The 25508-nt window shown below is 67.0% G+C and carries 20 protein-coding genes and 3 pseudogenes; 20 read left to right on the top strand and 3 right to left on the bottom strand.

Annotated features, from left to right (window positions below; genetic code table 11):
• Window positions 1-64: 64 nt before the first annotated feature.
• The 9 genes from LVB87_RS03680 to hslU all read left to right on the top strand — a co-directional run bounded on the left by LVB87_RS03680 (window position 65) and on the right by hslU (window position 9484).
• Window positions 65-376 (top strand): hypothetical protein, encoded by a 312-nt coding sequence (locus tag LVB87_RS03680; RefSeq protein ID WP_232900584.1) that lies wholly within the window; start codon window positions 65-67, stop codon window positions 374-376.
• A 61-nt stretch (window positions 377-437) separates the two neighbouring features.
• Complete coding sequence (locus LVB87_RS03675; protein WP_232899567.1) at window positions 438-2573, top strand: prolyl oligopeptidase family serine peptidase; 2136 nt, start codon at window positions 438-440, stop codon at window positions 2571-2573.
• 21 nt (window positions 2574-2594) lie between these two features.
• Window positions 2595-4733, top strand: coding sequence for a S9 family peptidase (locus LVB87_RS03670; RefSeq protein WP_232899566.1), 2139 nt, complete (start codon window positions 2595-2597; stop codon window positions 4731-4733).
• 13 nt (window positions 4734-4746) lie between these two features.
• Window positions 4747-5058, top strand: coding sequence for a lipoprotein (locus tag LVB87_RS03665; protein WP_232899565.1), 312 nt, complete (start codon window positions 4747-4749; stop codon window positions 5056-5058).
• A 10-nt stretch (window positions 5059-5068) separates the two neighbouring features.
• Window positions 5069-5929: a diaminopimelate epimerase gene (dapF, locus tag LVB87_RS03660; protein ID WP_232899564.1), complete on the top strand. Its 861-nt coding sequence runs from the start codon at window positions 5069-5071 to the stop codon at window positions 5927-5929.
• Entirely contained in the window at window positions 5926-6600 is a 675-nt protein-coding gene (locus tag LVB87_RS03655; protein WP_232899563.1) for a DUF484 family protein, read from the top strand. Before dapF ends, LVB87_RS03655 begins: the two co-directional genes overlap by 4 nt.
• A gap of 19 nt (window positions 6601-6619) precedes the next feature.
• The gene (xerC, locus tag LVB87_RS03650; protein WP_232899562.1) at window positions 6620-7501 is read left to right on the top strand and encodes a tyrosine recombinase XerC; all 882 of its coding nucleotides are present in this window, start codon (window positions 6620-6622) and stop codon (window positions 7499-7501) included.
• Window positions 7502-7568: 67 nt separating this feature from the next.
• Window positions 7569-8108, top strand: coding sequence for an ATP-dependent protease subunit HslV (hslV, locus tag LVB87_RS03645; protein WP_232899561.1), 540 nt, complete (start codon window positions 7569-7571; stop codon window positions 8106-8108).
• Window positions 8108-9484 carry an ATP-dependent protease ATPase subunit HslU gene (hslU, locus tag LVB87_RS03640; RefSeq protein ID WP_232899560.1) on the top strand — a complete coding sequence of 459 codons (1377 nt, stop codon included), beginning with the start codon at window positions 8108-8110 and terminating at the stop codon, window positions 9482-9484. Before hslV ends, hslU begins: the two co-directional genes overlap by 1 nt.
• A 24-nt stretch (window positions 9485-9508) precedes the next feature.
• On the opposite strand, the gene LVB87_RS03635 is transcribed toward hslU, so the two are convergent.
• Window positions 9509-10024, bottom strand: coding sequence for a cupin domain-containing protein (locus tag LVB87_RS03635; protein ID WP_232899559.1), 516 nt, complete (start codon window positions 10022-10024; stop codon window positions 9509-9511).
• Window positions 10025-10104: 80 nt separating this feature from the next.
• Here LVB87_RS03635 and ubiE point away from each other — a divergent pair, with 80 nt between their 5' ends.
• Window positions 10105-10866 (top strand): bifunctional demethylmenaquinone methyltransferase/2-methoxy-6-polyprenyl-1,4-benzoquinol methylase UbiE, encoded by a 762-nt coding sequence (ubiE, locus tag LVB87_RS03630; RefSeq protein ID WP_232899558.1) that lies wholly within the window; start codon window positions 10105-10107, stop codon window positions 10864-10866.
• A 3-nt stretch (window positions 10867-10869) separates the two neighbouring features.
• Here ubiE and LVB87_RS03625 read toward each other — a convergent pair whose 3' ends face one another.
• Window positions 10870-13122 carry a DUF5916 domain-containing protein gene (locus LVB87_RS03625; RefSeq protein ID WP_232899557.1) on the bottom strand — a complete coding sequence of 751 codons (2253 nt, stop codon included), beginning with the start codon at window positions 13120-13122 and terminating at the stop codon, window positions 10870-10872.
• 132 nt (window positions 13123-13254) lie between these two features.
• On the opposite strand from LVB87_RS03625, the gene LVB87_RS03620 reads away from it, so the two are divergent.
• The 4 genes from LVB87_RS03620 (at window position 13255) to LVB87_RS03605 (ending at window position 17535) form a co-directional block, all read left to right on the top strand.
• On the top strand, window positions 13255-15216 hold the full coding sequence (locus LVB87_RS03620; RefSeq protein ID WP_232899556.1) for a M1 family metallopeptidase: 1962 nt from the start codon (window positions 13255-13257) through the stop codon (window positions 15214-15216).
• A 4-nt stretch (window positions 15217-15220) separates the two neighbouring features.
• Complete coding sequence (locus LVB87_RS03615; protein WP_232899555.1) at window positions 15221-16192, top strand: alpha/beta hydrolase; 972 nt, start codon at window positions 15221-15223, stop codon at window positions 16190-16192.
• Window positions 16189-16923 carry a hypothetical protein gene (locus LVB87_RS03610; RefSeq protein WP_232899554.1) on the top strand — a complete coding sequence of 245 codons (735 nt, stop codon included), beginning with the start codon at window positions 16189-16191 and terminating at the stop codon, window positions 16921-16923. The genes LVB87_RS03615 and LVB87_RS03610 overlap by 4 nt, the downstream gene beginning before the upstream one ends.
• Before the next feature lie 144 nt (window positions 16924-17067).
• Window positions 17068-17535 carry a YbaK/EbsC family protein gene (locus LVB87_RS03605; protein ID WP_232899553.1) on the top strand — a complete coding sequence of 156 codons (468 nt, stop codon included), beginning with the start codon at window positions 17068-17070 and terminating at the stop codon, window positions 17533-17535.
• Between the two features lie 19 nt (window positions 17536-17554).
• Here the strand turns inward: LVB87_RS03605 and LVB87_RS03600 are convergent, their stop codons facing one another.
• Window positions 17555-18487 (bottom strand): carbohydrate kinase family protein, encoded by a 933-nt coding sequence (locus LVB87_RS03600; RefSeq protein WP_232899552.1) that lies wholly within the window; start codon window positions 18485-18487, stop codon window positions 17555-17557.
• Between the two features lie 187 nt (window positions 18488-18674).
• Between LVB87_RS03600 and LVB87_RS03595 the strand changes: the two genes are divergently transcribed.
• The 6 genes and pseudogenes from LVB87_RS03595 to mltB form a co-directional block, all read left to right on the top strand.
• Entirely contained in the window at window positions 18675-19721 is a 1047-nt protein-coding gene (locus LVB87_RS03595) for a rod shape-determining protein (protein ID WP_232899551.1), read from the top strand.
• 73 nt (window positions 19722-19794) lie between these two features.
• A pseudogene (gene mreC, locus LVB87_RS03590) lies at window positions 19795-20625 on the top strand (rod shape-determining protein MreC); the annotation flags it as partial.
• A gap of 170 nt (window positions 20626-20795) precedes the next feature.
• The gene (gene mreD / locus LVB87_RS03585) at window positions 20796-21281 is read left to right on the top strand and encodes a rod shape-determining protein MreD (RefSeq protein WP_232899550.1); all 486 of its coding nucleotides are present in this window, start codon (window positions 20796-20798) and stop codon (window positions 21279-21281) included.
• Between the two features lie 7 nt (window positions 21282-21288).
• Window positions 21289-23127, top strand: a pseudogene (gene mrdA / locus LVB87_RS03580) (penicillin-binding protein 2); the annotation flags it as partial.
• Window positions 23128-23210: 83 nt separating this feature from the next.
• Window positions 23211-24323, top strand: coding sequence for a rod shape-determining protein RodA (gene rodA / locus LVB87_RS03575; RefSeq protein ID WP_232899549.1), 1113 nt, complete (start codon window positions 23211-23213; stop codon window positions 24321-24323).
• 62 nt (window positions 24324-24385) lie between these two features.
• Window positions 24386-25501 (top strand): annotated as a pseudogene (mltB, locus tag LVB87_RS03570) (lytic murein transglycosylase B); the annotation flags it as partial.
• Window positions 25502-25508 lie beyond the last annotated feature (7 nt).

The raw sequence follows: 25508 nt of genomic DNA, 5'->3' as shown, positions 1-25508 counted from the left end.
GATCGCAGCCCGTGAGATGGGGCGGCGCGAGCTTGCGCTCCATCGCCGACCCAGGAGCCTTGCCATGATCCGCACCGCGCAGACGTCCGACCTCGACCCCCGCCTCGATCGCATCCTCCGCACCTGCCTCACCTGGGGCGCGCTTGCCGTCCTCATGCTGCCCTTCGCGCGCGGCTATTCGACCTGGATCGGCTGGATGCCCTTGTGGCTGATCGCGATGCCCGCCACCGCGTGGTGGGCGCTGCATCGCTTCGCCCTGCCGCGCTGGCCCGTCGCCGCGAAGCAGACCCGCGACGGTCGGCGTCGGCGTCGCAGCACCCCGCAGGCCCGCCGCCGCGAGCGTGCACTCCCGCGCCGCCGACTGCAGGCCGCCTGACCGGCCACCCCCGGATGCGGCGTGCTAGCGTGGCAGCCCCATCGCCACGCGGAGCCGTCGCATGCCCCAGGGATCATCCGTTCGCCTCGTCGTCGGAATCGCCTTCGGGCTTGCCACTGCCACCGGATCGCTCCTCGCTGCCGACGGGACCCCCGCGAAGCAGGAGCCCACCGTGGCGAACGATCCCTATCAGTGGCTCGAGGACGTGAAGGGCGACAAGTCGATCGCCTGGGTCCGCGAGCAAAACGCCAGGACCAAATCCGAACTCGAGCAGTTGCCGGGTTTCGGCAAGCTCGAATCCGACATCGCCGCCATCCTGGACTCCGAGGCCAAGATTCCCGGCGTCGAGAAGATCGGCGACTACTACTACAACTTCTGGAAGGACAAGGCGCACGAGCGCGGCCTCTGGCGCCGCACCACGCTCGAGGAATACCGCAAGCCGAACCCGCGCTGGGAAACGGTGATCGACCTCGACGCACTCAACGTCGCTGAAAAGAAGAACTGGGTCTGGCACGGCGCCGACTGCCTCAAGCCCGAGTACGTGCGCTGCCTCATCGCGCTGTCGCCGGGCGGCTCGGATGCCGACGTCACGCGCGAATTCGACCTGAAGACCAAGACCTGGGTGAAGGACGGCTTCTTCCGTCCGGAAGCCAAGGGCGCGTTGTCCTGGATCGACAAGGACACCGTCTACGTCTACACCGATTTCGGCGAAGGCAGCCTCACCACCTCCGGCTATCCGCGCGTGGTGAAGCAATGGTCGCGCGGCACGCCGATGACGCAGGCCTCGCTGGTGTACGAAGGCAAGCCCGAAGACCTCTACATTTCCGCGCAGCGCGACCACACGCCGGGTTACCAACGCGACTACGTCAGCCGCGCGATCGCCTTCTACAACGATGAGCTGTACGTGCGCGGCGCCGACGGCACGCTGACGAAGATCGACGCGCCCAATTCCGCCAACAAGTACCCGCACAAGGAATGGCTGGTGCTGGAACTGCGCGATCCCTACGACGCAGGCGGCAAGACCTGGCCCGCCGGCGCGCTGATCGCGACGAGGTTCGACGACTTCCTGGCCGGCAAGCGCGAATTCACCGAATTGTTCACGCCGACCGAGCACACCTCGCTCGCCGGCGCGGTGTGGACGAAGGACAAGCTCGTCCTCAACGTCATGGAAGACGTGAAGAGCAAGCTCAGCGTGCTGACGCCGGGCGAGGGCGCGTGGGCGTCGACGCCGATGACCGGCGTGCCCGCGATGGGCGCGCTCACCGTCAGCGCCGTGGATCCGGATACGAGCGACGCCGTGTGGATCACCGCCACCGACTACCTCACGCCGACCACGCTCGCCATCGCCGATGTGTCGCGCGATGCGGCACCGGAAACGCTCAAGTCCAACCCGCAGTTCTTCGACGCGACCAAGCACGTCATCGAACAACACTTCGCCACCTCGAAGGACGGCACGCGCATCCCGTACTTCCTCGTGAAGCCGAAGAACGCGAAGAACGACGGCACCACGCCCACGCTGCTCTATGGCTATGGCGGTTTCGAAGTCTCGATGACGCCCGCGTATTCCGGCAGCGTCGGCAAGGGCTGGCTGGAGAAGGGCGGTGCGTATGCGGTCGCCAACATCCGCGGCGGCGGCGAGTACGGCCCGCGCTGGCACCAGGCGGCGCTGAAGGCGAATCGACACAAGGCATACGAAGACTTCGCGGCGGTCGCCGAAGACCTGGTCAATTCGGGCCTGACGACCAACAAGCGCCTGGGCATCATGGGCGGCAGCAATGGCGGCCTGCTGATGGGCAACATGCTCACGCAGTATCCGCAGCTGTTCGGCGCGATCGTGGTGCAGGTGCCGCTGCTCGACATGAAGCGTTACAGCCACCTCCTCGCTGGCGCCTCGTGGATGGCCGAGTACGGCGATCCGGACACGAGCGACTGGGAATACATCAAGACCTTCTCGCCCTACCAGCTGTTCGATCCGGCCAGGCAATACCCGCCGGTGCTGTTCACCACCTCCACCGCCGACGACCGCGTCCATCCGGGCCACGCCCGCAAGATGATGGCGAAGATGTCCGCGGCCGGTAAGGACGTGCGCTATTACGAAAACATCGAAGGCGGCCACGGCGGCGCGGCGAACAACGCGCAGTCGGCGCACATGAGTGCGCTCGCTTTTACGTTCCTGTGGAATGAACTGTCGAAGTAACCCCTCGATAACGGGCCGCCCATGAAACTCACTCCCTGCCTCTTCGCGATCGCATTGATGACTTCGAACTCCTACGCCTCCGATCTCCCGCAGCCGCCCGACGTCGCCAAAAAGCCGCACGTCGTCAAGGCCCCCTTCGGTGCCGAGCGCAACGACGAGTACTACTGGCTGCGCGACGACACGCGCAAGAATCCGGAGATGCTCGCCTACCTCAACGCCGAGAATGCGTACACCGACGCATTCATGGCGCGCCTGAAGCCGCTGCAGGAATCCGTGTACGACGAGATCGTCGGGCGCATCAAGCAGGACGACAGCACCGTGCCGTACCACGAGCGCGGTTACTGGTACTACACGCGTTTCGAAACCGGCAAGGACTATCCGATCTACGCGCGCCGCAAGGGCGCGATGGGCGCGACCGAGGAAGTGCTGCTCGACGTCAACGAGATGGCGAAGGGCAAGGACTACTTCAGCGTCGGCGACTGGGAGGTCAGCCAGGACAACAACATGCTGGCCTGGGCCGAAGACGCCGTGGGCCGTCGCCAGTACGTCATCAAGTTCCGCAACCTCGCCACCGGCGAGACCTACACCGATGAAGTGAAGGGCGTCTCGCCGAACCTGGTGTGGGCGGACGACAACAAGACGCTGTTCTACGTCGAGAACGACCCGACCACGCTGCTCACCACGAAGGTGAAGCAGCACGTCGTCGGCACGCCCGCGTCGCAGGACGTGCTGGTGTACGAAGAGAAGGACGACAGCTTCTACATGGGCGTGGGCCGCACGCGCGACGACAAGTTCATCTGCATCACGGTGGACAGCACGGTGTCGAGCGAAGCGCGCTGCGCGCCGGCGAACGACCCGAAGGACTTCGCAGTGCTCGCGCCGCGCCAGCGCGATGTCGAGTACGAAGCCGATCACTTCGGCGGCCGCTGGGTCATCCGCACCAACGCGGACGGCGCGAAGAACTACAAGCTCGTCACCGCGCCCGATGGCTCGACCTCGCGCAAGGCATGGACGGATTGGGTTCCGCACAGCGAATCGGTCTTCATCGACGGCTTCGAAATGTTCGACGGCTTCACCGCCATCGCCGAACGCAGCGAAGGGCTGGAGCGCCTGCGCCTCCTTCGCCCGGACGGCAAGAGCGAATTCGTGAAGGCCGACGAACCCGCTTACGGCATGGGCCTGTCGGTCAACGCTGAACCCAACACCGATTGGCTGCGCTACACCTACACGTCGATGACCACGCCGGCGACCGTGTACGAACTCAACACGAAGACCGGCGAGCGCAAGCAGCTCAAGCGCGATCCGGTGATCGGCTACGACCCGACGCAGTACGTCACCGAGCGCCTGTGGGCGACGGCGCGCGACGGCACGAAGGTGCCGGTGTCGGTCGTCTACAAGAAGGGCTTCAAGAAGGACGGCACCGCGGCGATGCTGCAGTACGCCTACGGCAGCTACGGTTCGTCCACCGACCCGGGCTTCAACCTGCCGGCGGTGAGCCTGCTCGATCGCGGCATGGTGTACGTGCTCGCGCACATCCGCGGTGGCCAGGAGATGGGCCGCCAGTGGTACGACGACGGCCACCTGTTCAAGAAGAAGAACACCTTCACCGACTTCATCGATGTCACCGACTTCCTGGTGAAGGAAGGCTATGCGTCGAAGGATCGCGTGGCGGCCTACGGCGGCAGCGCCGGCGGCCTGCTGATGGGCGCCGTGGCCAACATGGCGCCCGAGAAGTACCGCGTGATCCTCTCGCAGGTGCCCTTCGTCGACGTGGTGACCACGATGCTCGACCCGAGCATCCCGCTGACCACCAACGAATACGACGAGTGGGGCAATCCGGAGAAGAAGGACTACTACGACTACATGCTGTCGTACTCGCCCTACGACAACCTGAAGGCGCAGGCCTATCCGGCGATGTTCGTGGGCACCGGCCTGTGGGACTCGCAGGTGCAGTACTTCGAGCCGGCCAAGTACGTGGCGCGCCTGCGCGACCTCGACACTTCGGGCCCCGAGCACCCCGTGCTGTTCCGCATCAACATGGACGCGGGGCATGGCGGCAAGTCCGGGCGCTTCCGTCGTTACAAGGAGCTGTCGGAGATGTACGCCTTCCTGCTCGACCAGCTCGGTGCCACGGGCGTGCAATCGTCGGCCGCGAAGTGACACACTTGCGCCCATGACCAAGCTTCGCTTCGCATTCCTGATCGCCGTTGCCCTTCCGCTCGCCGGTTGCGGCAACAAGGGGCCGCTGGTGCTCGCACCGCGGTCGGAAGCCCCGCCGCCGACACCGGGCGAACGGGCCTCGGAAGCCGTCGCCGCGCCGTCCACCGTGACGGCGCCGGCCGATCCGACGGGGTCGTCGCAGACGGTCCAGCAACCCTCGGTGCTGCCCGCGCCTTCGACTTCGGCGCAGCCGCCCGCGCCCTCGACCGTGGCACCGCCACCGCCCGCGGATGACACCGATGGGTCTCCCGGCACGCCGCGCTGAGCACGACCCGATGAGCCAACCGCACGACGCAGGCGGGCGCAGCGTTCGCTTCACGAAAATGCATGGTGCCGGCAACGATTTCGTCGTCGTCGACCTCCGCAACGGCCAGCCCGCGCCGGACGCGGCGCTGTGCCGCGCGCTCGGCGATCGCCACATGGGCGTGGGCTGCGACCAGATCCTCACCATCGAAGCGCCTCGCAGCCCGCATGCGGTCGCGCGCTATCGCATCTTCAACGCCGACGGCTCGCAGGCGCAGCAGTGCGGCAACGGCGCGCGCTGCGTCGCGGCCTGGCTGGTGCGCGACGGCGCCGCGCGCGGCCCGCATTTCGAACTCGACAGCCCGGCCGGCACGCACGTGGTCGACGTGCTCGATGGCGGGCGCTACCGCATCGCGATGGGCGTGCCGGAGTTCGCGCCCGCGCGCGTGCCGATGTCCGGCCAGGACGAAGCGCGCGACCTGTATTCCGTGGCCATCGATGGCGACACGCTGCAGTTCGGCGCGGCCTCGATGGGCAATCCGCATGCGGTGATCGAAGTGGACGATGTCGGCATCGCCCGCGTCGGCCTCGTCGGCCCGGCGTTGCAGCGAAGCGCGACCTTCCCCGAATCGGTGAACGTCGGCTTCGCGCAGGTCGTCGGCCGCGATCGCATCCGCCTGCGCGTGTACGAGCGCGGCGTCGGCGAAACGCTCGCCTGCGGCAGCGGCGCGTGCGCGGCGGCTGCGATCTTGATGCGTCGCGGACGCGTGGATCGCGAGGTCACGGTCGCGCTGCCCGGTGGCGAATTGCGCATTGCATGGCCCGACGACACGGGCCCGATCTACATGGCCGGTCCGGCCGCGTTCGTTTTCGAAGGGGAGTGGTTGCCATGATCGATACGACCGAAAAGCTCGGCGCGCACGAAGTCGCGGCCTGGTTGCGCCGGCATCCGACGTTCCTCAAGCAGTTCCCCGACCTCGCGATCAGCCTGGTGGTGCCGCGCGACGAAGGCCCTGCGGCCTCGCTCGCCAGCTACCAGCTGGAAGTGCTGCGCGACAAGAACCGCGAACTCGCGCGTCGCCTGCAGGAGTTGTTCGGCAATGCGCAGGAGAACGAACGCCTCGCGGTGCGCACGCACCAGCTCGCGCTCGGCCTGATGCGGCAGGACAGCGCCGCGGGCACGTTGCGCGCGATGGCCGCATCGCTCGCCGAGGATTTCCAGGGCGACCTGGTGCGCATCATCACTTTCGCACCCGTCGCGGGGCTGGAGGACTCCGACTGGTGGCAGTCGATTCCCGCCGGCGATTCGCGCCTGGAACCGTTCAAGGACGCGATCTCGGAAAGCGAGCCGATCTGCGGCCGCTTGCATCCGGACAAACACGCGGTGCTCTACGCGTTGCGCGCCGATGAAGTGCAGTCGACCGCGCTGTTGCCGATCCCCGGCATCGGCCTGGTCGCCGTCGGCAGCCGCGATCCCAATCGCTTCTTCCCCGGCATGGGCACGTTGTTCCTGCGCATGATGGGCGAAGCGCTCGCCGTTGCATTGCAGCGCTATCCGGGCTGAGGTCGCCGCGCGCCCGCGCATGCCGTCCATCGACGACTACCTCCAGCACCTGCAGGTCGAGCGGCGCATGTCGCCGCACACGCTGGATGGCTATCGCCGCGATCTCGACGGATTGCGCGCGTGGGCGACGGAGCAGGGCGCCGACGTCGACACGCTGCACACCGAGCAACTGCGCGCGTTCATCGCATCGGAACATCGGCGCGGCCTGTCGCCGAAGAGCTTGCAACGCCGCCTCTCCGCGTGCCGCAGCTTCTATCGCTGGCTGCTGCGCCATGGGCGCATCGCCGCCAATCCCGCACAACCGATCCGCGCACCGAAGGCGCCGCGCAAGTTGCCGCAGGTGCTCGATCCCGACGAAGCGAAGGCGCTGGTCGAAGTGCCCACCGACGCACCGCTCGGCCTGCGCGACCGCGCGCTGCTCGAACTGTTCTATTCCTCCGGCCTTCGCTTGTCCGAGTTGTGCGGGCTGAAGTGGCACGACCTCGATCTGCAGGGCGGCCTGGTCACCGTGCTCGGCAAGGGCAACAAGCAGCGGCGCGTGCCGGTGGGATCGTATGCGCGCGCGGCGCTGGCCGAATGGAAGGCCGACCAGGGCGCGGCGGCGGATGCCTATGTCTTCCCGGGACGCAACGGCCCGATCTCCCCGCGCGGCGTGCAGGCGCGCTTGCGCACGCTCGCGCAGCGGCAGGGCCTGTTCAAGCGCGTGCACCCACACTTGCTGCGGCACAGTTTCGCCAGCCACGTGCTCGAATCCTCGGGCGACCTGCGCGGCGTGCAGGAACTGCTCGGCCACGCCGACATTTCGACGACGCAGATCTACACACACTTGGACTTCGGCCACCTCTCCAAGGTGTACGACGCCGCGCATCCCCGGGCTAAACGCAAGAAAGGCGGGGAATAAGCGGCTCTTGATCCACGGCGAGGGCGGCCCCAACTCCGCCTGACACGCCCCAGGAGCCCATCCCCCCATGGATCCACAACGCTTCCACGCCACCACCATCGTGTCCGTCCGTCGCGACGGCAAAGTCGCGGTCGGTGGCGACGGCCAGGTCACCCTCGGCAACACGGTGATGAAGGCCAATGCGCGCAAGGTGCGCCGCCTCGGCCGCGACGGCCAGGTGCTCGCCGGATTCGCCGGCGCCGCGGCCGACGCATTCACGCTGTTCGAACTGTTCGAGGCGAAACTGGAAAAACACGGCCAACTCACCCGCGCCGCGGTGGAGTTGGCCAAGGACTGGCGCACCGAGCGCCGCCTCGGAAAACTCGAGGCCCTGCTCGCGGTCGCCGATCGCGAAACCTCGCTGATCATCTCCGGCACCGGTGATGTGATCGAACCCGAGGACGGCATCATCGCGATCGGTTCGGGCGGCCCGTTCGCCTTGTCGGCGGCGCGCGCGCTCGTGGGCCACACCTCGCTGGATGCGAAGACCGTCGTCGCCGAGGCGCTCAAGATCGCCGGCGACGTGTGCATCTACACCAACCAGAACATCGTGGTGGAAGAACTCTGATGAACAAACTGGCCGTGCATACGTCCTCCACCATGACCCCGCGCGAGATCGTGCAGGAACTCGATCGCCACATCGTCGGCCAGCATTCGGCCAAGCGCGCGGTCGCCATCGCACTGCGCAACCGCTGGCGCCGCATGCAGCTCGATCCCGACCTGCGCGACGAAGTCATGCCGAAGAACATCCTCATGATCGGCCCGACCGGCGTGGGCAAGACCGAGATCGCGCGCCGCCTGGCCACGCTCGCCAATGCGCCCTTCGTGAAAGTGGAAGCCACGCGTTTCACCGAAGTCGGCTACGTCGGCAAGGACGTCGAGCAGATCGTGCGCGACCTCGCCGACACCGCGGTGAAGATGTACCGCGAACAGGCCAAGCAGCGCGTGCGCACGCAGGCCGAAGAGCGCGCGGAAGACCGCATCCTCTCGGCGCTGCTGCCCAAGCGGCAGGTCGCCACCGTGTTCGGCTTCACCAACGAGGACAAGGAAGAAGACGCCTCGCCGGAAGAGACCGCCACGCGCGCCAAGCTGCGCAAGCAGCTGCGTGCGGGAACCCTGGACGAACGCGAGATCGAACTCGAAGTTGCCGTCAACGTCGGCGTCGACATCATGGCGCCGCCGGGCATGGAAGAGATGGGCCAGCAACTGCGCCAGATGTTCTCGCAGGTGGCGGGCGGAAAGACCCACACCAAGCGCCTGTCGATCAAGGCCGCGCGCCCGATGCTGATCGAAGAGGAAGCGGGCAAGCTCGTCAACGAAGACGACGTCCGCGCCTCCGCGATCGAAGCCTGCGAACAGCACGGCATCGTCTTCATCGACGAGATCGACAAGGTCGCCAAGCGCTCGGAAGGCTACGGCGCCGACGTCTCGCGCGAAGGCGTGCAGCGCGACCTGCTGCCGCTGGTCGAAGGCTCGACGGTGAGCACCAAGTACGGCCCGGTGAAGACCGACCACATCCTGTTCATCGCTTCCGGTGCGTTCCACCTGGCCAAGCCGAGCGACCTCATCCCCGAAATGCAGGGCCGCTTCCCGATCCGCGTGGAGCTCAGCGCGCTGAACAAGGACGACTTCGTCCGCATCCTCACCGAACCGCGCGCGTCGCTCACGCGGCAGTACGTCGAGTTGCTGAAGACCGAAGGCGTGAAGCTCGATTTCTCGCCGGACGCAGTGGATCGCCTGGCCGGCATCGCCGAGCAGGTGAACGAGCGCCAGGAAAACATCGGTGCCCGCCGCCTGCATACGGTGATGGAGCGCCTGCTCGACACGCTGAGCTATGAAGCGCCGGATCGCGACGGCACGACCCTGACGATCGACCGCGACTACGTGGACCAGCACCTCAACGACCTGGTGCAGGATCCGGACCTGTCGCGCTACATCCTGTAGCGCGACACGTGTCGGCGATGCGCCTTACTTCGTCGCCGACGCCGCCTTCGGCATCTGGTTGCGCGGATCGTCCTTCGGATCCACGTAGGTGATCTCGAAGGGTCCCGTCGAGTTCACCTGCACGACCACGCCGCCGGTGGTCGATGCTTCGTGCTGCATCTTCGCGGGGAGGTTGGCGTAATCGCCCGCCACGAAGTCCGCCGCGTGCGCGCTGCCGGGTTCGCCCATCGAAAGATGGAAGTCGCCCGAGATGATCGTCACCTGCTCATCGGCGGGATGCCAATGGCGAGGTACCTTGAACCCCGCGGGCGCCTTGATGCGGATGGCGAACGGCCCGGCCTTGCCCGGATCGCCCGACAGCACCGTCATTTCCGCGCCCTTCGGCAGGGAAGGCGGGGCCGGCCCCCATTTGATGTCGGCGGCCTTCACCATGGTGTGCGTCGACGGCATCATCGCTGCGGAGCCCGTCGCGCACTGGGCGAATACGGGCCCCGAGGCCAGCGCGGCCAGGGACAAGCTCGTCAGGAGCAGGACTTTCACGGCGGACTCCTCGCTGCAATGGGGGTGCCCTTCGCAACGCGATGAGCACGCGCCACCGGCCGCAAGCGATAATCCCCCGCATGAGCGAACACGACAGCAAGCCGGGCACCACCCATTTCGGATTCCGCGACGTCCCGACCGGCGAGAAGCAGAAGCTCGTCGGTGAGGTCTTCTCATCGGTCGCCGGCAAGTACGACCTGATGAACGACCTGATGTCGCTGGGCATCCATCGCGCGTGGAAGCGCTACTTCGTGGCCACCGCGCAAGTGCAGAAGGGCGACCGCGTGCTCGACCTCGCCGGCGGCACGGGCGACATCGCGGCGCTGCTGCGCGAGCGCGTCGGCGACACGGGCGAAGTGGTGCTCGGCGACATCAACGGCGCGATGCTGCGCGTCGGCCGCGACCGCATGACCGACCGCGGCAACGTGCGCGGCATGGAATACGTGCAGTGCAATGCCGAAAAGCTGCCGTTCCCCGATGCGAGCTTCAACCTCGTCACCATCGCCTTCGGCCTGCGCAACGTCACCGACAAGGACGCCGCGCTGCGCGACATGCATCGCGTGCTGAAGGTCGGCGGGCAGGTGCGCGTGCTGGAGTTCTCCGAAGTGCAGGCCGACTGGTTCAAGCCGATCTACGACTTCCATTCCTTCAAGGTGCTGCCGAAGCTCGGGCAGTTGTTCGCGCAGGACGCGTCGAGCTACCAGTACCTCGCCGAGTCGATCCGCAAGCACCCGCCGCAGGAACAGCTGAAGGACATGATGGAAGCCGCAGGCTTCGTGCGCTGCGGCTACAAGAACCTCAATGCCGGCATCGTGGCCATCCACACCGGCTACAAAGTCTGATCCTCAGCCGGGCTGCCAGGCGTAGCTGAACTTCAGGAACACGCTGCGCGTGTTCGAGAACACGTCGCGGATCTGGTCGTCCGAGAAGCCGCCTTCCGAATAACCCGCGTAGAACGCCGTGCGCGGGTTCACCTTGTACGAATACAGCAGCTGCCCCGCGACGTCGCGCGAATGCTGCATCACCGGCAAGGTGTACAAGGCCTGGTCGCGATTGATGTCGCTGGCCTGCACCGAGAGGCGCAGGCGCTGGTGCGCATCCATCTGCCAGCTCAGGCGCGCATCGACCACGTCCGCGTCGAACGCGGTGCCGCCGTCGCGGTCGAGGCGCTGCCAGGTGTAATTGAGGTTGAGGTTCACGCCCAGCCCGATGTCGAGCTGCATGAACGGCTCGATGTCGATGAGGCGGCCTTCGCGCGACGCACGCAGGTCGAGCTGGTCGCCCCCGTTGAACGTCGCGCCGATCTTCATCGGTGCGAGCGGCACCACTTCGAAGTAGGCCGAGTAGAAGGTCTCGTCGAAGTACTGGTCGTTCCAGAAGCGCGTGCGGTTGCCGCCACCGATTTCGTAATAGCCCTGGCGCGGCGCGCGCATGCTCAGGTAACCCTCGACTTCGCGCTCGAGCAGCAGGCCATCGGAGCGATGCGTGATGTCCCAGTCGCCGTTGAATTCCACGCGCGTGATCGCCGTGCCCTTCGGCGTGAACCAGGTGTGGCCGCCGCCCAGCGTGTCCTTGTGGTAACCGACCTGCGAAATGAAACCGAGGTCGGAACGGAAGCCCGGGTCGATGTCGACGTGCGTGGCGTTGCCCTTCCAGTTGCGGCTGCCGTAGCTGTAGTTGAGGTAGAGCGCGTCGCCCTTCGGTGAGGTGTCGGGCAACAGGAGACCGTCGGGATACTCGGAATCGCTGGTCAGCCACTGCGCGCGGACCGTGTGTTCGTCCTTCTGGTAACGCGCGTCGATGCCGCCGACGGCGTTCTTGTAGTCCGTGCCGCTGCGGTACGTCGAGATCGCACCGACGCTGGTGTGTTCGTCCAGGTCGTAGCGATAACGGCCGACGAAGTCGTTCGCTTCCTGTTCGAGGAAACGGAACGAGGAACTCAGCGGCCCGGGTACGAGGATCTGCGTGCTTGCATCGCGCGCGACGATCGCGCCGTAGGCCTGCGAACCCGCGCGGCCCGTCGTGCGCAGGCCGTAGTCCGGATCGGCGATCTGGCGCGTGTAGAGCACCTGCAAGGGCGTCGTGAAGTAATCCGCGCCTTCCAGGAAGAACGGGCGCTTCTCGGGGAAGAACAGCGCGAAGCTCGTGTTGAGGTCGAGCTGTGCCTGGTCGGTTTCCACCTGCGAGAAGTCGGGGTTGATCGTGCCGTTGAGCGTGAGGTTGGGGGTCGGTGCCCACGCCACGTCCACGCCTGGTTCGAAGTCCGCGCCTTCGCCTTCCCACTTCCCCTCCGGCGTTTCGCGATCCTCCGCGAGCGTCATCGTCAGCGTCGGCGTGATCTCGAGGTTGCGACCCTGCTTCACGCCCTGGAAGCCTTCGAGCTTGTCGAAGGTGCAGGTCAGGCAGCGCGAGCCGCGCTCGACACGGTTGCTGAAGTACTGCGTGCGATAGGCGCGCGGATGGATGCGCAGGAAGGTCGCGCCCCAGCGGCGCACGTCATCGGTATCGCGAAAGCGCAGCGTCGCGAAGGGGATGCGCACTTCCACGTCGTAACCCGTGTCGGTGATGCGCCCGGCACTGGTCCACAAGCCGTCCCAGCTGTCGTCTTCGTTGCCGGTGGCCTCTTCCTTGATGAGGTCGGCCTGCACGCCGTGCGGGTTCACGAAGAACTCGTAGGCGCGGCGCTGGTCGTCGAAGGTATCGAGCATCACGCCGACGAAGTCGTCGGTGTAGAGCGAATCGCGATCGCGCAGGTGGGCGCGGATCTGCTTCGGATCCGGGTCTTCGGCGTGGAAGCCCAGCAGCAGCGCGTCTTCGGTGTAGGCCACGCGCACGGTGGTCTTCACCGGGGCGGGGGTGTTGTCGCCCGGGGTGACTTCATAGGGCAGGTCGATCGTGGCGGCGTTGGCCCACGCGGCATCGTCGAGGACGCCGTCTACCACGATGTCGGAGGACACGCGCGGGATGTCGTGCACCACCTTGGCGGCCGGTGCAGCGGGCTGCTGGGCCAGGGCGGCCTGGGAGGTGAGAAGGGCTGCGACGAGCGCAAACGGGAGCACGGCGCGCCGCGGCGCACCGGGAAAAATGAACGCAGGCATGGGCGCGCATCCTGCCCGGATGTGAAACCGCGCGACCGTGCCGGAAGTCCGGCGTACCGTGCACGGCGCACCGTTTACACTCGGCCGCCTCCCGGCCCCAACCAGCCCTCACAACCTCGGACCCAGCTTCCAATGCGCCATACCCCGTTGATGTTGTCCCTGGCCGCTGCGCTCGCGCTGTCCGCGTGCGCGAAGAACGAAACGCCCGCGACCGGTGCCGCGCCTGCGGCTTCCGCGACCGCGGCCGCCGCTCCCGCCGCCACGCAGGTCGCCGCCGTGACCGACGAACACTCCTTCTCGCAGCCCGACAAGGTCCGCACCACCGACCTCGCGCTCGACCTCGCGCTCGACTTCACCAAGAAGACGCTTTCGGGCACCGCGACCTATTCGCTGGACTGGCTCGACCCGACCGCCACGCAGCTCGTGCTCGACACGCGCGACCTGACGATCTCGAAGGCCGAAGGCCTGGGCGCCGATGGCAACTGGGCGCCGCTGCAGTTCGCGCTCGCGCCGACCGCCGACAAGGTGCTCGGCACCAAGCTGACGATCGAAACGCCGAACCGTCCGAAGCAGGTGCGCGTCACCTACACCACGTCGCCGAACGCTTCGGGCCTGCAGTGGCTCGAGCCGTCGATGACCGCGGGCAAGAAGCAGCCCTTCATGTTCAGCCAGTCGCAGCAGATCCACGCGCGTTCGTGGGTGCCGCTGCAGGACACGCCGATCGTGCGCTTCTCCTACACCGCGCACATCACCGCGCCGAAGGACGCGATGGTGCTGATGAGCGCGGACAACGATCCGAAGGCCGTGCGCGATGGCGACTACACCTTCAAGATGCCGCAGAAGATCCCGTCCTACCTGCTCGCGATCGCGGCCGGCGACCTGGTCTTCCAGCCGATCACCGGCAACGCCGGCGTGTGGGCCGAACCGTCGATGGTGAAGCCGGCGGCGAACGAGTTCTCCGACACGGGCAAGATGATCGACACGGCCTCGAAGCTGTACGGCCCGTATCGCTGGGACCGTTACGACATCCTCGTGCTGCCGCCTTCGTTCCCTTACGGCGGCATGGAAAACCCGCGCCTGACCTTCGCCACGCCGACGGTGATCACCGGCGACAAGTCGCTCGTCTCGCTGATCGCGCATGAACTCGCGCACAGCTGGTCGGGCAACCTGGTGACCTTCTCGACCGCGAAGGACGCCTGGCTCAACGAAGGCGTCACCAGCTACGTCGAGAACCGCATCGTCGAAGCGCTGTACGGCAAGGATCTCGCCGGCATGGAGAGCGTGATCGCGCGCAACGAACTCAAGCAGGAGTTCACCGACGCGAACAAGCCGCTGCAGCAGCTCGCCGTGCGTGCAGGCGAACTGAAGGATCCGGACGACAACCTCAGCTCGACCGTCTACACCAAGGGCGCGTGGTTCATGCAGTTCCTGGAGCAGCGCTTCGGTCGCGAGAACTTCGACGCGTTCCTGCGCGGCTACTTCGACCACTTCGCGTTCCAGTCGATCTCCTCGCAGCAGTTCGCGGAGTACGCGAAGGAGAACCTGCTCGACAAGTACCCGGGCAAGGTGACGCAGCAGGAATTCGATGCGTGGCTGTACGAGCCGGGCGTGCCGTCGACGGCGCCGCAGGTCGCGTCGCCGCGCTTCGATGCGGTCGATGCCGCGCGCAAGGCGTGGCTCGACAACGGCACGCTGCCGCCGAAGGACGCCACCTCCAAGTGGATGACGCAGGAGTGGGTGCACTTCATCGAAGGCATGCCGGAGAAGCTGGACGTCAAGCAGATCGAAGCACTCGACGCGGCTTACAAGTTCACCGGCACCACCAACGGCGAAATCGCGCAGCGCTGGTATCCGCTCGCCATCCGCAGCGGCTACACGAAGGCCGACGCGCAGATCGCCGCGTTCCTGCAGAAGATCGGCCGTCGCAAGCTGATCATGCCGACCTACAACGCGCTGGTGCAGACGCCCGAAGGCCTCAAGCTCGCCGAAGACACCTTCGCGAAGGCGAAGCCGGGCTACCACCCGATCACCACCGGCTCCGTGCAGGCCGTGATCGACGAAGCGAAGAAGAAGAGCGCGCAGCCCGCGCAGTAACGCAATGACCTTGCGTCGCACGCTCGCAATCGCGGCCGCCCTCGTGGCGGCCGCGTTGTTTGCGACGATCGCGTACGTGGCGTGGCGCCCCGAAGTGCTGGTCGCCGCGGAGTTCGCGCGGCAGCTGCATGGTGCGGGCTTGTCGAAGCAGGCGCGCAACGTCGCGGGCCATCGCTGGGTGTACGCCGAACGCGATGCCGATCAAACGGATGCGCCGACGCTCGTGTTCGTGCACGGCTTCACGGGCATGAAAGAAAACTGGTTTCCGCTGGCGCGCGTGTTCGGCGGGCGCTATCGGCTCGTCATTCCCGACCTGCCCGGCTGGGGCGAAAGCGAACGCCTCCCGCGCGAGAACTACGGTTTCCTCGCGCAGAGCGAACGCCTTGCCGCCTTCATCCGTTCGGTGTCGCCGAACAAACCCGTCGTGCTCGTCGGGCATTCGATGGGCGGCGGCATCGCCGCGCTCGTCGCCGCGGGCCATCCCGAACTCGTCTCGCGCGTCGCGCTGCTCGATGCCGCCGGCGTGCGCTTCGACGACAACCGCTTCGGTGCGGAAGTCCTCGCCGGCCAGAACCCCTTCGGCGTGCACGATCGCGCGAGCCTGGACCGCTACCTCGCCACGGTCTACCACCTCGAGGAAGCGATGCCCCGCATTCCCTGGCCTGCCGATCGCGCCTACATCGCGCAACGCACGCGCGATGCTGCCTTCGAACAGGCGGTGCTCGACCACATCGGCCGCGGCCCCGAGCGCTTCCTGCCCGGCGAAGAAGCCGCGCGCATCGGCCAGCCCACCCTCCTGCTGTGGTGCCAGCAGGACGCCGTGATCGATCCGAGCGCGGCCGCGCTGTACGCTGCACGCATTCCGCAGGCGTCGACGGTCCTGCTCGACGATTGCGGCCACATGTCCATGATGGAACGGCCCGCCGAGGTGGCGGCCGCCATCGATGCCTTGATCGAACGAGGTCGTCCACGATGAACGTCCGCATTGCCACGCTTGCCGCTGCCTGCACCCTCGCGCTCGCCGCGTGCGGACCGAAGGAAGACCCGCAGGCCGCCGCGCGCGCTGCAGCCGCACAGGCGGCGCAGGCCGAACAGGCGTCCGAATCCCTGGCCAAACAGTTCGAAGACGCCGCCGCCCGCCAGGATTGGAAACTCGCACGCGGTTACGGCGACCAGTTGCAGATGGAGCATCCGCAGTCGGCCGCCGCCAAGCGCATCGATGCGCAGTTGCACGAAGTCCGCGCGAAGATCGCCGCGCAGGACGACCAGCGCCGCATGGCCGCGTTGTGGGCCTACCAGAGCGAACCGGCGAAGGGCGGCATGCAGTTGTCCGCCGCGATGTATTCCAAGGATCGCCTGGACACCGACGGCACCGGCACCAAGTATCCCGTCCGCCTGATCTTCCGCGACCACCCGGATTGGGGAAAGAGCAGCTATCTCGTGCTCGAGAAGGGCGACTTCGATTGTTATTCCGGCTGCAAGGTGCAGGTGCAGGCCGATGATGCAAAACCCAAGCCGATGGCCGCATCGCGCCCGAACACGAAGGAAGCGATCGCGATGTTCATCACCGACCAGCGCGCGCTGTGGCGCATGGCGAAGGGCGCGAAGCGCTTGTCGATCACCTTCCCCGTGAAGGCGGGCGGGACGCGCACGGCGGTGTTCGAGACCGGCGGACTGGATGCGTCCAAGCTGCCGAAGTGGAATTAGCGCGCGTCCGACGGACGATCACGCCGCCTGAGCGCGGCGGGCGTAAGCTGCGCGCATCGACGCGCGACGCAGGATGCACGCGCAGTCCACCAGACGGCGCCGCCCGCAAGCGGATGGTCGGCGGGCGCCGAAGCGGAGGCGACCATGCTGTCACCGCGCCTGCACAATTTCCTCGATCAGCAGCATTCGTCCTATACCGCCGTCACGCACGAGCGCACGGTCACCGCGCATGAAACGGCGTCGGCCGCGCACCTCAGCCGGCAGCTGTTCGCCAAGACCGTCATGCTCAAGGTCGACGGCACGCTCGCGATGATGGTGATGCCGGCGGCGTACCGGGTCGACCTGACGCGCCTGTCGCGCGCACTCGGTGGCCGCATGGTGGAACTCGCGGACGAATCCGAATTCAAGGATGCATTCCCCGACTGCGAAGTCGGTGCGATGCCGCCCTTCGGCAATCTTTACGGCATGCCGGTGTTCGTCGACTCGCGCCTGGCGGGGCACGACGAAATCGCATTCAACGCCGGCACGCACACCGATGCGGTGCGCATGCCCTACAAGGAATTCGAACGCCTGGCGCAGCCCGAGCTGCTATGGCTCGCGCACGTGATGTGAGCGCGGAGCGGTTACGCGCTCAAAGCGCGTAACCGAACTGCTGCTTGAATTGGTCCGAGAATTCCTGGAAATCGAAGCGCTGGTTCTGCGTGCCCGGGTGTTCCACCTTCAGCGCGCCCATCAGGTTGCCGATGCGGCCGATGGTCATCCAGTCGCAGCCCTTTTCGATGCCGAAGATCAGGCCCGCGCGGAACGCATCGCCGCAACCGGTCGGATCGGTGACGCGACGCTCGTGCGCCGGCGGCACGTCGAAGGTCTGGCCGGGCGTGTGGATCAACGCACCCTTCGGCCCGCGCGTGCAGATGTAGGCCTTCGTGCGCGCGACGATGTCCTTCTCGTTCCAGCCCGTGCGTTCCTGCAGCAGGTTGGATTCGTAATCGTTGACCGTGACGTAATCGGCCAGCTCGATGAAGTGGCGCAGCTCTTCGCCGTTGAACAGCGGCATCGCCTGGCCCGGATCGAAGATGAAGGGGATGTTGCCTTCGGCGAATTCCTTCGCGTTCTGCAGCATGCCCTCGCGACCATCGGGGCTCACGATCCCGAACGTCACGCCCTTCACGTCCTTCACGTGGTTCTCGTACGAACGCATCATCGCGCCCGGATGGAATGCGGTGATCTGGTTGTTGTCGTGGTCGGTGGTGATGAAGGCCTGCGGCGTGAACAGTTCCTCGATCACCTTGACCTGGTCCAGGCGGATGCCCTGCTCGTCGAACCACTCGCGGTAGGGGCCGAAATCCTGGCCCACCGTGGCCATCGGGATCGGGTCGCCGCCCAGGAGCTTGAGGTTGTAGGCGATGTTGCCCGCACAACCGCCGAATTCGCGGCGCATCCGGGGCACCAGGAACGACACGTTCAGGATGTGCACCTTGTCCGGCAGGATGTGGTTCTTGAACTGGTCGGGGAACACCATGATGGTGTCGTAGGCCAAGGAACCGCAGATCAGCGCAGACATCAGGGAACGCCTCGTTTGGGCCGGGGTCCGGCCTGAAGGGCGCACAGGGTACCGGCCGGGCGTCCGTGAAGCCACAACCCTCGGTTTTTTACGGGAAAAAACGCGACGCGCGTGCTTGTACGGGGGCAGGGGGACCTATAGGCTAGCGACCCTTCGTAGTACCCATTCCTCAGGCGCACCCCCCTTCATGTTCAAGTTCCTCGGCCGCTACTTTTCCAGCGACCTGTCCATCGATTTGGGCACGGCCAACACCCTCATCTACGTGCGGGGCCAGGGCATCGTGCTCAACGAACCGTCCGTGGTCGCCGTCCGCCAGGACCGCCTGGTCGGTGGCGCCAAGTCCGTCGCGGCCGTCGGCGCGGAGGCCAAGCAGATGCTGGGCCGCACCCCGGGCCACATCACCACGATCCGGCCGATGAAGGATGGCGTCATCGCCGACTTCACCTACACCGAGGAAATGCTCAAGCACTTCATCCGCAAGGTGCACAAGTCGCGCCTGATGCGCCCGAGCCCGCGCGTGCTGGTGTGCGTGCCCTGCGGCTCCACCCAGGTCGAGCGCCGCGCGATCAAGGAATCGGCCGAAGAGGCCGGTGCCCGCGAGGTCTACCTGATCGAAGAACCCATGGCCGCCGCCATCGGCGCCGGCATGCCGGTGACCGAAGCCCGCGGCTCGATGGTCGTGGACATCGGCGGCGGCACCACCGAAGTCGCGGTCATCGCCCTGAACGGCATCGTGTACTCGCAGTCGGTCCGCATCGGCGGCGATCGCTTCGATGAAGCCATCATCGCCTACGTGCGCCGCACGCAGGGCATGCTGATCGGCGACGCCACGGCCGAGCGCATCAAGCTCGAGATCGGCTGCGCCTATCCGCAGAAGGATGTCCGCACGATGGAGATCTCCGGCCGACACCTCGCCGAGGGCGTGCCGAAGATGATCCAGATCACCTCCAACGAAGTGCTCGAAGCGCTGCGCGAACCGCTGGCCGGCATCATCGCCGCGGTGAAGCAGGCGCTGGAGCAGACCCCGCCGGAACTGTGCGCCGACGTCGCCGAGCGCGGCATCGTGCTCACCGGTGGTGGCGCGCTCCTGCGCGACCTGGATCGCCTGTTGACCGAAGAAACCGGCCTGCACGTGCAGGTCGCCGACGATCCGCTCACCTGCGTCGCCCGTGGCGGCGGTCGTGCGCTCGAACTCGTCGACATGCACGGCAACGAGTTCTTTGCACCGGAATAAGCGTTTTTCTCCTGGGGATGGGCGGTCGGCCTCGATCGCCCTCGAGTCGCGCACAACACACTGAACTGACGACGTGCCTTCCTACGCCGGTCCCGCTGCTGCCCGTCCCGGCGATATCGCCGGCACGTTGCGGCTGCTGGCGTACCTCGCCGTCGCCTGCGCGCTGATCGTGCTCGACCATCGCGGCGGCTGGATGTCGCATGCGCGCCAGCAGGCGCAACTGTTCGTGCAACCGCTGTGGGCGGTCGCCGGCTGGCCGGGGCAGGTGGTGGATTCGATCAGCGACGACGCGGGCACGCGCAGTTCGCTCATCGCCGAGAACCGCCGGCTGCGCAACGATCTGCTCGTCAGCGGCGCGCGCATCGCGCGCCTGCAGGCAGCCACCGCGGACAACGAACGCATGCGCGCCATGCTCGGCGCCGTGCAGCGCGGCGGCATGGACGTGCAGCTCGCCCCGATCCTGAACATCGACCTCGATCCCACCCGCCAGCGCCTCGTGCTCGATGCAGGCAGCACGGACGGCGTGCGCGTCGGCCAGGTGCTGATCGATGCCGGCGGCGTCGTGGGCCAGGTCATCTCCACCACGCCGATGCATTCCACCGCGCTGCTCATCACCGATCCCGACCATGCGTTGCCCGTCGCGGTGCTGCGCACCGGCGTGCGCCTGGTCGCCTATGGCACCGGTCGCAGCGATCGCCTCGCGCTGGCGAGCATTCCCTTGTCGAGCGACGTGAAGGTGGGCGACGTGGTCGTCACCTCCGGGCTCGGCGAGCGTTTCCCTGCAGGATTCCCCGTCGGCACCATCGCCGCGCTGCGTCCCGACGACAGCCGCGCGTTCCTCGTCGGCGACGTGAAGCCGGCCGCGCAACTCGATCGCGGCCGCGATGTGCTCCTGCTGCGCAGCGCGCCGCCACGGCCGGTGATCGGTCCGCCGGCGGTCTCCACGGCGACCTTGCCCAACGCCGCTTCGGTTGCCGTGCCCGCCACCGCCAACGTGCCGAAGGCCGCCGTGCCGAAGGCCGCGCGCACCACGCCGACGCTGCCCGCGGCCGCTTCCACCACGAGGCGCACCCCGTGAGCCGCGAACGCGCCGGTTGGGTCCTGCCCGTCAGCATCGTGCTCGCGCTGCTGCTCGGCCTGGTACCGCTGCCCGCGCCGATCATGGCGCTGCGTCCGTACTGGCTCGGGCTCGCGGTCGCTTACTGGGTGCTCGAAGAACCGGAAAAAGCGGGCCTGGGTTTCGCTTTCTTCGTCGGCCTCATCGCCGACCTCGTCTTCGGCAACCTGCTCGGCGAACAGGCGTTGCGCCTGGTCATCATGGCGTTCATCCTGCAACGGTTCCGCGCGCGACTGCGCTTCTTCCCGTTGTCGCAGCAATCGCTCGCGATCGGCGCACTGCTCGTGAACGACCGCATCGTCACCACCGTGCTGCATTTCGCGCTGGGCGAGCCCTTGCTGCCGCCCACCGCATGGGCTGCGCCTGCCATCGGCATGCTGCTGTGGCCGCCGATGTTCCTGTTGTTCGACACGTTGCGCCTGAAGGCGTGGCGTCATCGCTGAGCGAGCCATGGGTCCGCGCCGCCGCCAGTTGAAGAACGCCGCCGCCGAGGCGATGCAGTTCCGTCGCCGCGCCGCGATCGCGTTCCTCGCGGTCGCCACCGCGCTGATCGCGCTGGGCAGCTGGTACTTCCGCCTGCAGGTCGTCGAACACGCCGAATACGCCACGCGCTCGGATGCCAACCGCATCAAGCCGCGCCCCGTGGTGCCCGGCCGCGGGCTGATCTTCGACCGCAAGGGCCGCGTGCTCGCCGACAACGTGCCGGCCTACCGGCTCGACGTCGTGCCGGACGAAGCGGGTGACCTGAAGTCGCTCATCACGCGCCTGTCCACGATCGTCGCGCTCACGCCCGACGACCTGGAGCGTTTCGAGAAGGAGCGCAGCGCCAAGCGCGGCTTCCGTCCCATCACGCTCAAACTGCGCGTCGGCGAAGAAGAAGCCGCACGTTTCGCCGTCGATCGCTGGCGTTACCCCGGCGTCGAACTCGTGCCCTACCTCAATCGCCGCTATCCCTACGGTGATCTGTTCGCGCACGTGATCGGCTACGTGGGCCGCATCGACGAAGCGGACCTGGCGAAGATGGGCGATGTCGATTCGGCCCTCACGCACACCGGCAAGACGGGCCTGGAGCGCTATTACGAAGGCGCGCTGCGCGGCAAGGTCGGATACGAAAAGATCGAAACCAACGTGCAGGGCCGCGCGCTGCGCCGCCTCGGCCAGGTGCCCGCGGTGCCGGGCGCGGACCTGCGCTTGTCGATCGATCTCGACCTGCAGAAGGCGATGGTCGCCGCCTTCGGCGACAACGACGGTTCGGCCGTCGCGATCGATCCGCGCACCGGCGAAATCCTCGCGATGGTGAGCCTGCCGTCCTACGACCCGAACCTGTTCGTCAACGGCATCTCGCACCAGGACTACAAGGCGCTGATGGACGATCCGTCGCGTCCGCTGTTCAACCGCAACGTGCTCGGCGGCGGCCCGCCGGGTTCGACGGTGAAGCCGCTGATCGCGCTCGCGGGCCTGGACAGCGGCCTGCGCACCCCCGAGGACAAGGTGTTCTCCACCGGCGAGTTCCACATCCCGGGCCAGAAGCGCGGCTATCGCGACGCGCACGGCGGCGCGGGCTGGACGGACCTGCGCAAGTCGATCGCCGCGTCGGTCAACTTCTACTACTACAAGCTCGCCTACGAGATGGGCATCACGCGTTTCGACGCGTACATGCGCAAGTACGGTTTCGGCGCGCCCACCGGCATCGACTTGGCGGGCGAGAACAAGGGCGTGGTGCCGTCGCCGGAATGGAAGGCCACGCGCTCCAAGGAACATTGGTATCCGGGCGAAACGGTGATCTCCGGCATCGGCCAGGGCTATTGGGTCGCCACGATCCTGCAGCTGGCGCGCGGTGTGTCGGCCATCGCCAACGGCGGCAACCTGGTCCGGCCGCATCTCGTCGCGTCGACCCGCACGGGCTTCGACCATCCCTGGCTGCCGACCCCGCAACCGACGCCGCCGCGCATCACCGACAACCCCGCGCACTTGCACGCGGTGCAGGAAGGGATGATGGGGACGATGCAGCCGGGCGGCACGGGCTACTCGCTCGTCCGCGGCGCGCCGTACCTGATGGCGGGCAAGACCGGCACCGCGCAGAAGATCGGCCGCCGCGGCAACGTGAGCGTGGATCCGCACCAGTTGCCGTTCAACCTGCGCCACCAGGCCTATTTCGTCGGGTATGCGCCTGCGGACAACCCGACCATCGCGGTCGCGGTCATGGTCGAACACGGCGGCTTCGGTGCGAGCACCGCGGGCCCGATCGCACGCAAGATCTTCGACGCGTGGCTGCTCGGCACGATGCCGGAGGCGACGCCGCAGACGAACGATCCGGAAGTCGCCGACGACATCGGTCCCGCACCCGCGCCCGCCACCGCGGAGGCCGCGCGATGAACGCGCTCGCCCGCATCCTGTTCGACGTCACTGCGCGCTTGCTGCGCACGATGGACCTGTGGCTGCTCGGCGCGCTGCTCGCGCTGATGACCATCGGGTTGGCCGTGTTGTACAGCGCGGGCTCGGAAACGCCGCACCTGGTGTGGGCGCAGGCCGCGCGCTTCGTGTTCGGCCTCGCCGCGATGTGGGGCCTCTCGCGCATTCCGCCCACGCGCCTGCGCCATTGGTCGCCGATGGTCTACGGCATCTCGCTGCTGCCCTTGCTGCTGGTGCTCGCGGTCGGGCAGGGCAAGCACGGCAACCACTGGATCAACCTGGGCTTCTTCTATTTCCAGCCCTCGGAAGTGATCAAGCTGAGCCTGCCGATGATGATGGCGTGGTACCTGCAGCGCGAAACGCTGCCGCCGCGCTTCCACGTCGTCCTGCTCGGTGGTGGCCTGATCGCCGTTCCGCTCGGCCTGATCCTGCTGCAGCCGGATTTCGGCACCGGCATGCTCGTGGCCTCCAGCGGCGTGTTCGCACTGTTCCTCGCCGGCTTGTCGTGGTGGTGGTTCGGCGCTGCCGTCGCCGGGGCCGCCGCGGTCGCGCCGGCCGCGTGGTTCTGGTACCTGCGCGAGTACCAGAAGGAACGCATTCTCACCTTCCTCAATCCCGAATCCGATCCGCTCGGCGCGGGCTGGAACATCATCCAGTCGAAGATCGCCATCGGCGCCGGCGGCCTTACCGGCAAGGGCTGGGGACAGGGCTCGCAATCGCACCTGGATTACCTGCCGGAGCACACGACCGACTTCATCTTCGCCGTGCTCAGCGAGGAATTCGGCTGGATCGGCGTGGCCACCGTGCTGGCGCTGTACCTGTTCGTGATCGGCCGATGCCTGTGGATCGCGGCCGAAGCGCGCGATGGCTATTCGCGCATCCTGGCCGGCGCCATCGGCCTGTCGTTCTTCGTCTACGTGATCGTGAACGGCGGAATGATCTCGGGCATGTTGCCGGTCGTGGGCGTGCCGATGCCGCTTCTGAGCTACGGCGGCACGTCCGCGGTGTCGCTGCTGGCGGGCCTGGGGCTGGTGATGGCGGTCGGTGCCCACCGCCCGCGCCATACGACCTGAGCGATGAACGCATCGCAATCAAGGGTTTGCGCGCGCAAGTAAAAGCGCTACATTCCGGCCCGATGACGAATCGCGCACGCAAGAAGGCCGTCGTCCTGCTGCCGTTGGCGCTCGCCGCCTGCGCAACCCAGGCGCCGCCCCCCGCCGCTCCGCCGCCGCCCGCCGCTTCCACGCAGGCGCGGCCCTCCGCCACCCACACGCCACCCGCACCGGTGCCGCCGCAATTGCGCGACATCAGCGTCGCGCGCGGCGAATTCGTGCGCGAGACGGCGAAGAAATACGGCATCGATCCGGCGTACATCGAATCGGTGCTCGCGCAGGCGCAGGTGCGCGACGGCATCATCGCCGCGATGTCGCGCCCCGCCGAAGCGAAACCGTGGCGCGATTACCGCCCCATCTTCATCACGCAGAGCCGCATCGACGGCGGCAAGGCCTTCATGGCCGCCAATGCCGATGCGCTCGCGCGTGCGCAGGCACGCTTTGGTGTGCCCTCGGAGATCGTCACCGCGATCGTCGGCGTGGAAACCAGCTACGGCGGCAACAAGGGCAGCTATCCGGTCATCGATGCGCTCTACACGCTCGCCTTCAACTATCCGCGCACGGGCGATCCGGCGAAGGCCGAACGCGAGAACAAGCGCGAAGCCTTCTTCCGCGACGAGCTCGGCCAGTTGTTCGCGCTCGGCAAGGAAACGGGCATGGACATCACCACGCTCAAGGGCAGCTACGCCGGTGCGATGGGCTGGGGGCAGTTCATGCCGTCGAGCTATCGCCAGTACGCCGTCGACGGTGATGGCGACGGCAAGCGCGATCTGTTCAACAACATCGATGACGTCGTGGAATCGGTGGCGAACTACTTCGCGGAGAAGGGCGGCTGGAAGCGCGGCGGTCCGGTGATGGCGCCTGCGTTGCGCGCACCGGGCGCGGTCGATTTCACCGCCGATACGATCGACGGCTTCAAGCCGGTCGAAGCCTTCGGCGTGATCGGCTACACCACGACGCTGCCGGTGGCGAAGGACACGCCCGCGCAGGTGATCCGCCTGGACGGCCCCGTGGGCCCCGAGTACTGGATGGTGTTCGACAACTTCCGCGCGATCACCAAGTACAACACCTCGCGCCTGTACGCGACGGCGGTGTACCAGCTGGCCGAATCCATCGCGGGCCGCGACGCGCAACTCGCGCAGGACA

This window comes from Lysobacter sp. KIS68-7 (genome assembly GCF_021284745.1).
Lineage (GTDB): Bacteria > Pseudomonadota > Gammaproteobacteria > Xanthomonadales > Xanthomonadaceae > Noviluteimonas.
Note: the sequence above shows the minus strand (reverse complement) of the source record. Positions and strands in the feature narration are given on the sequence as shown.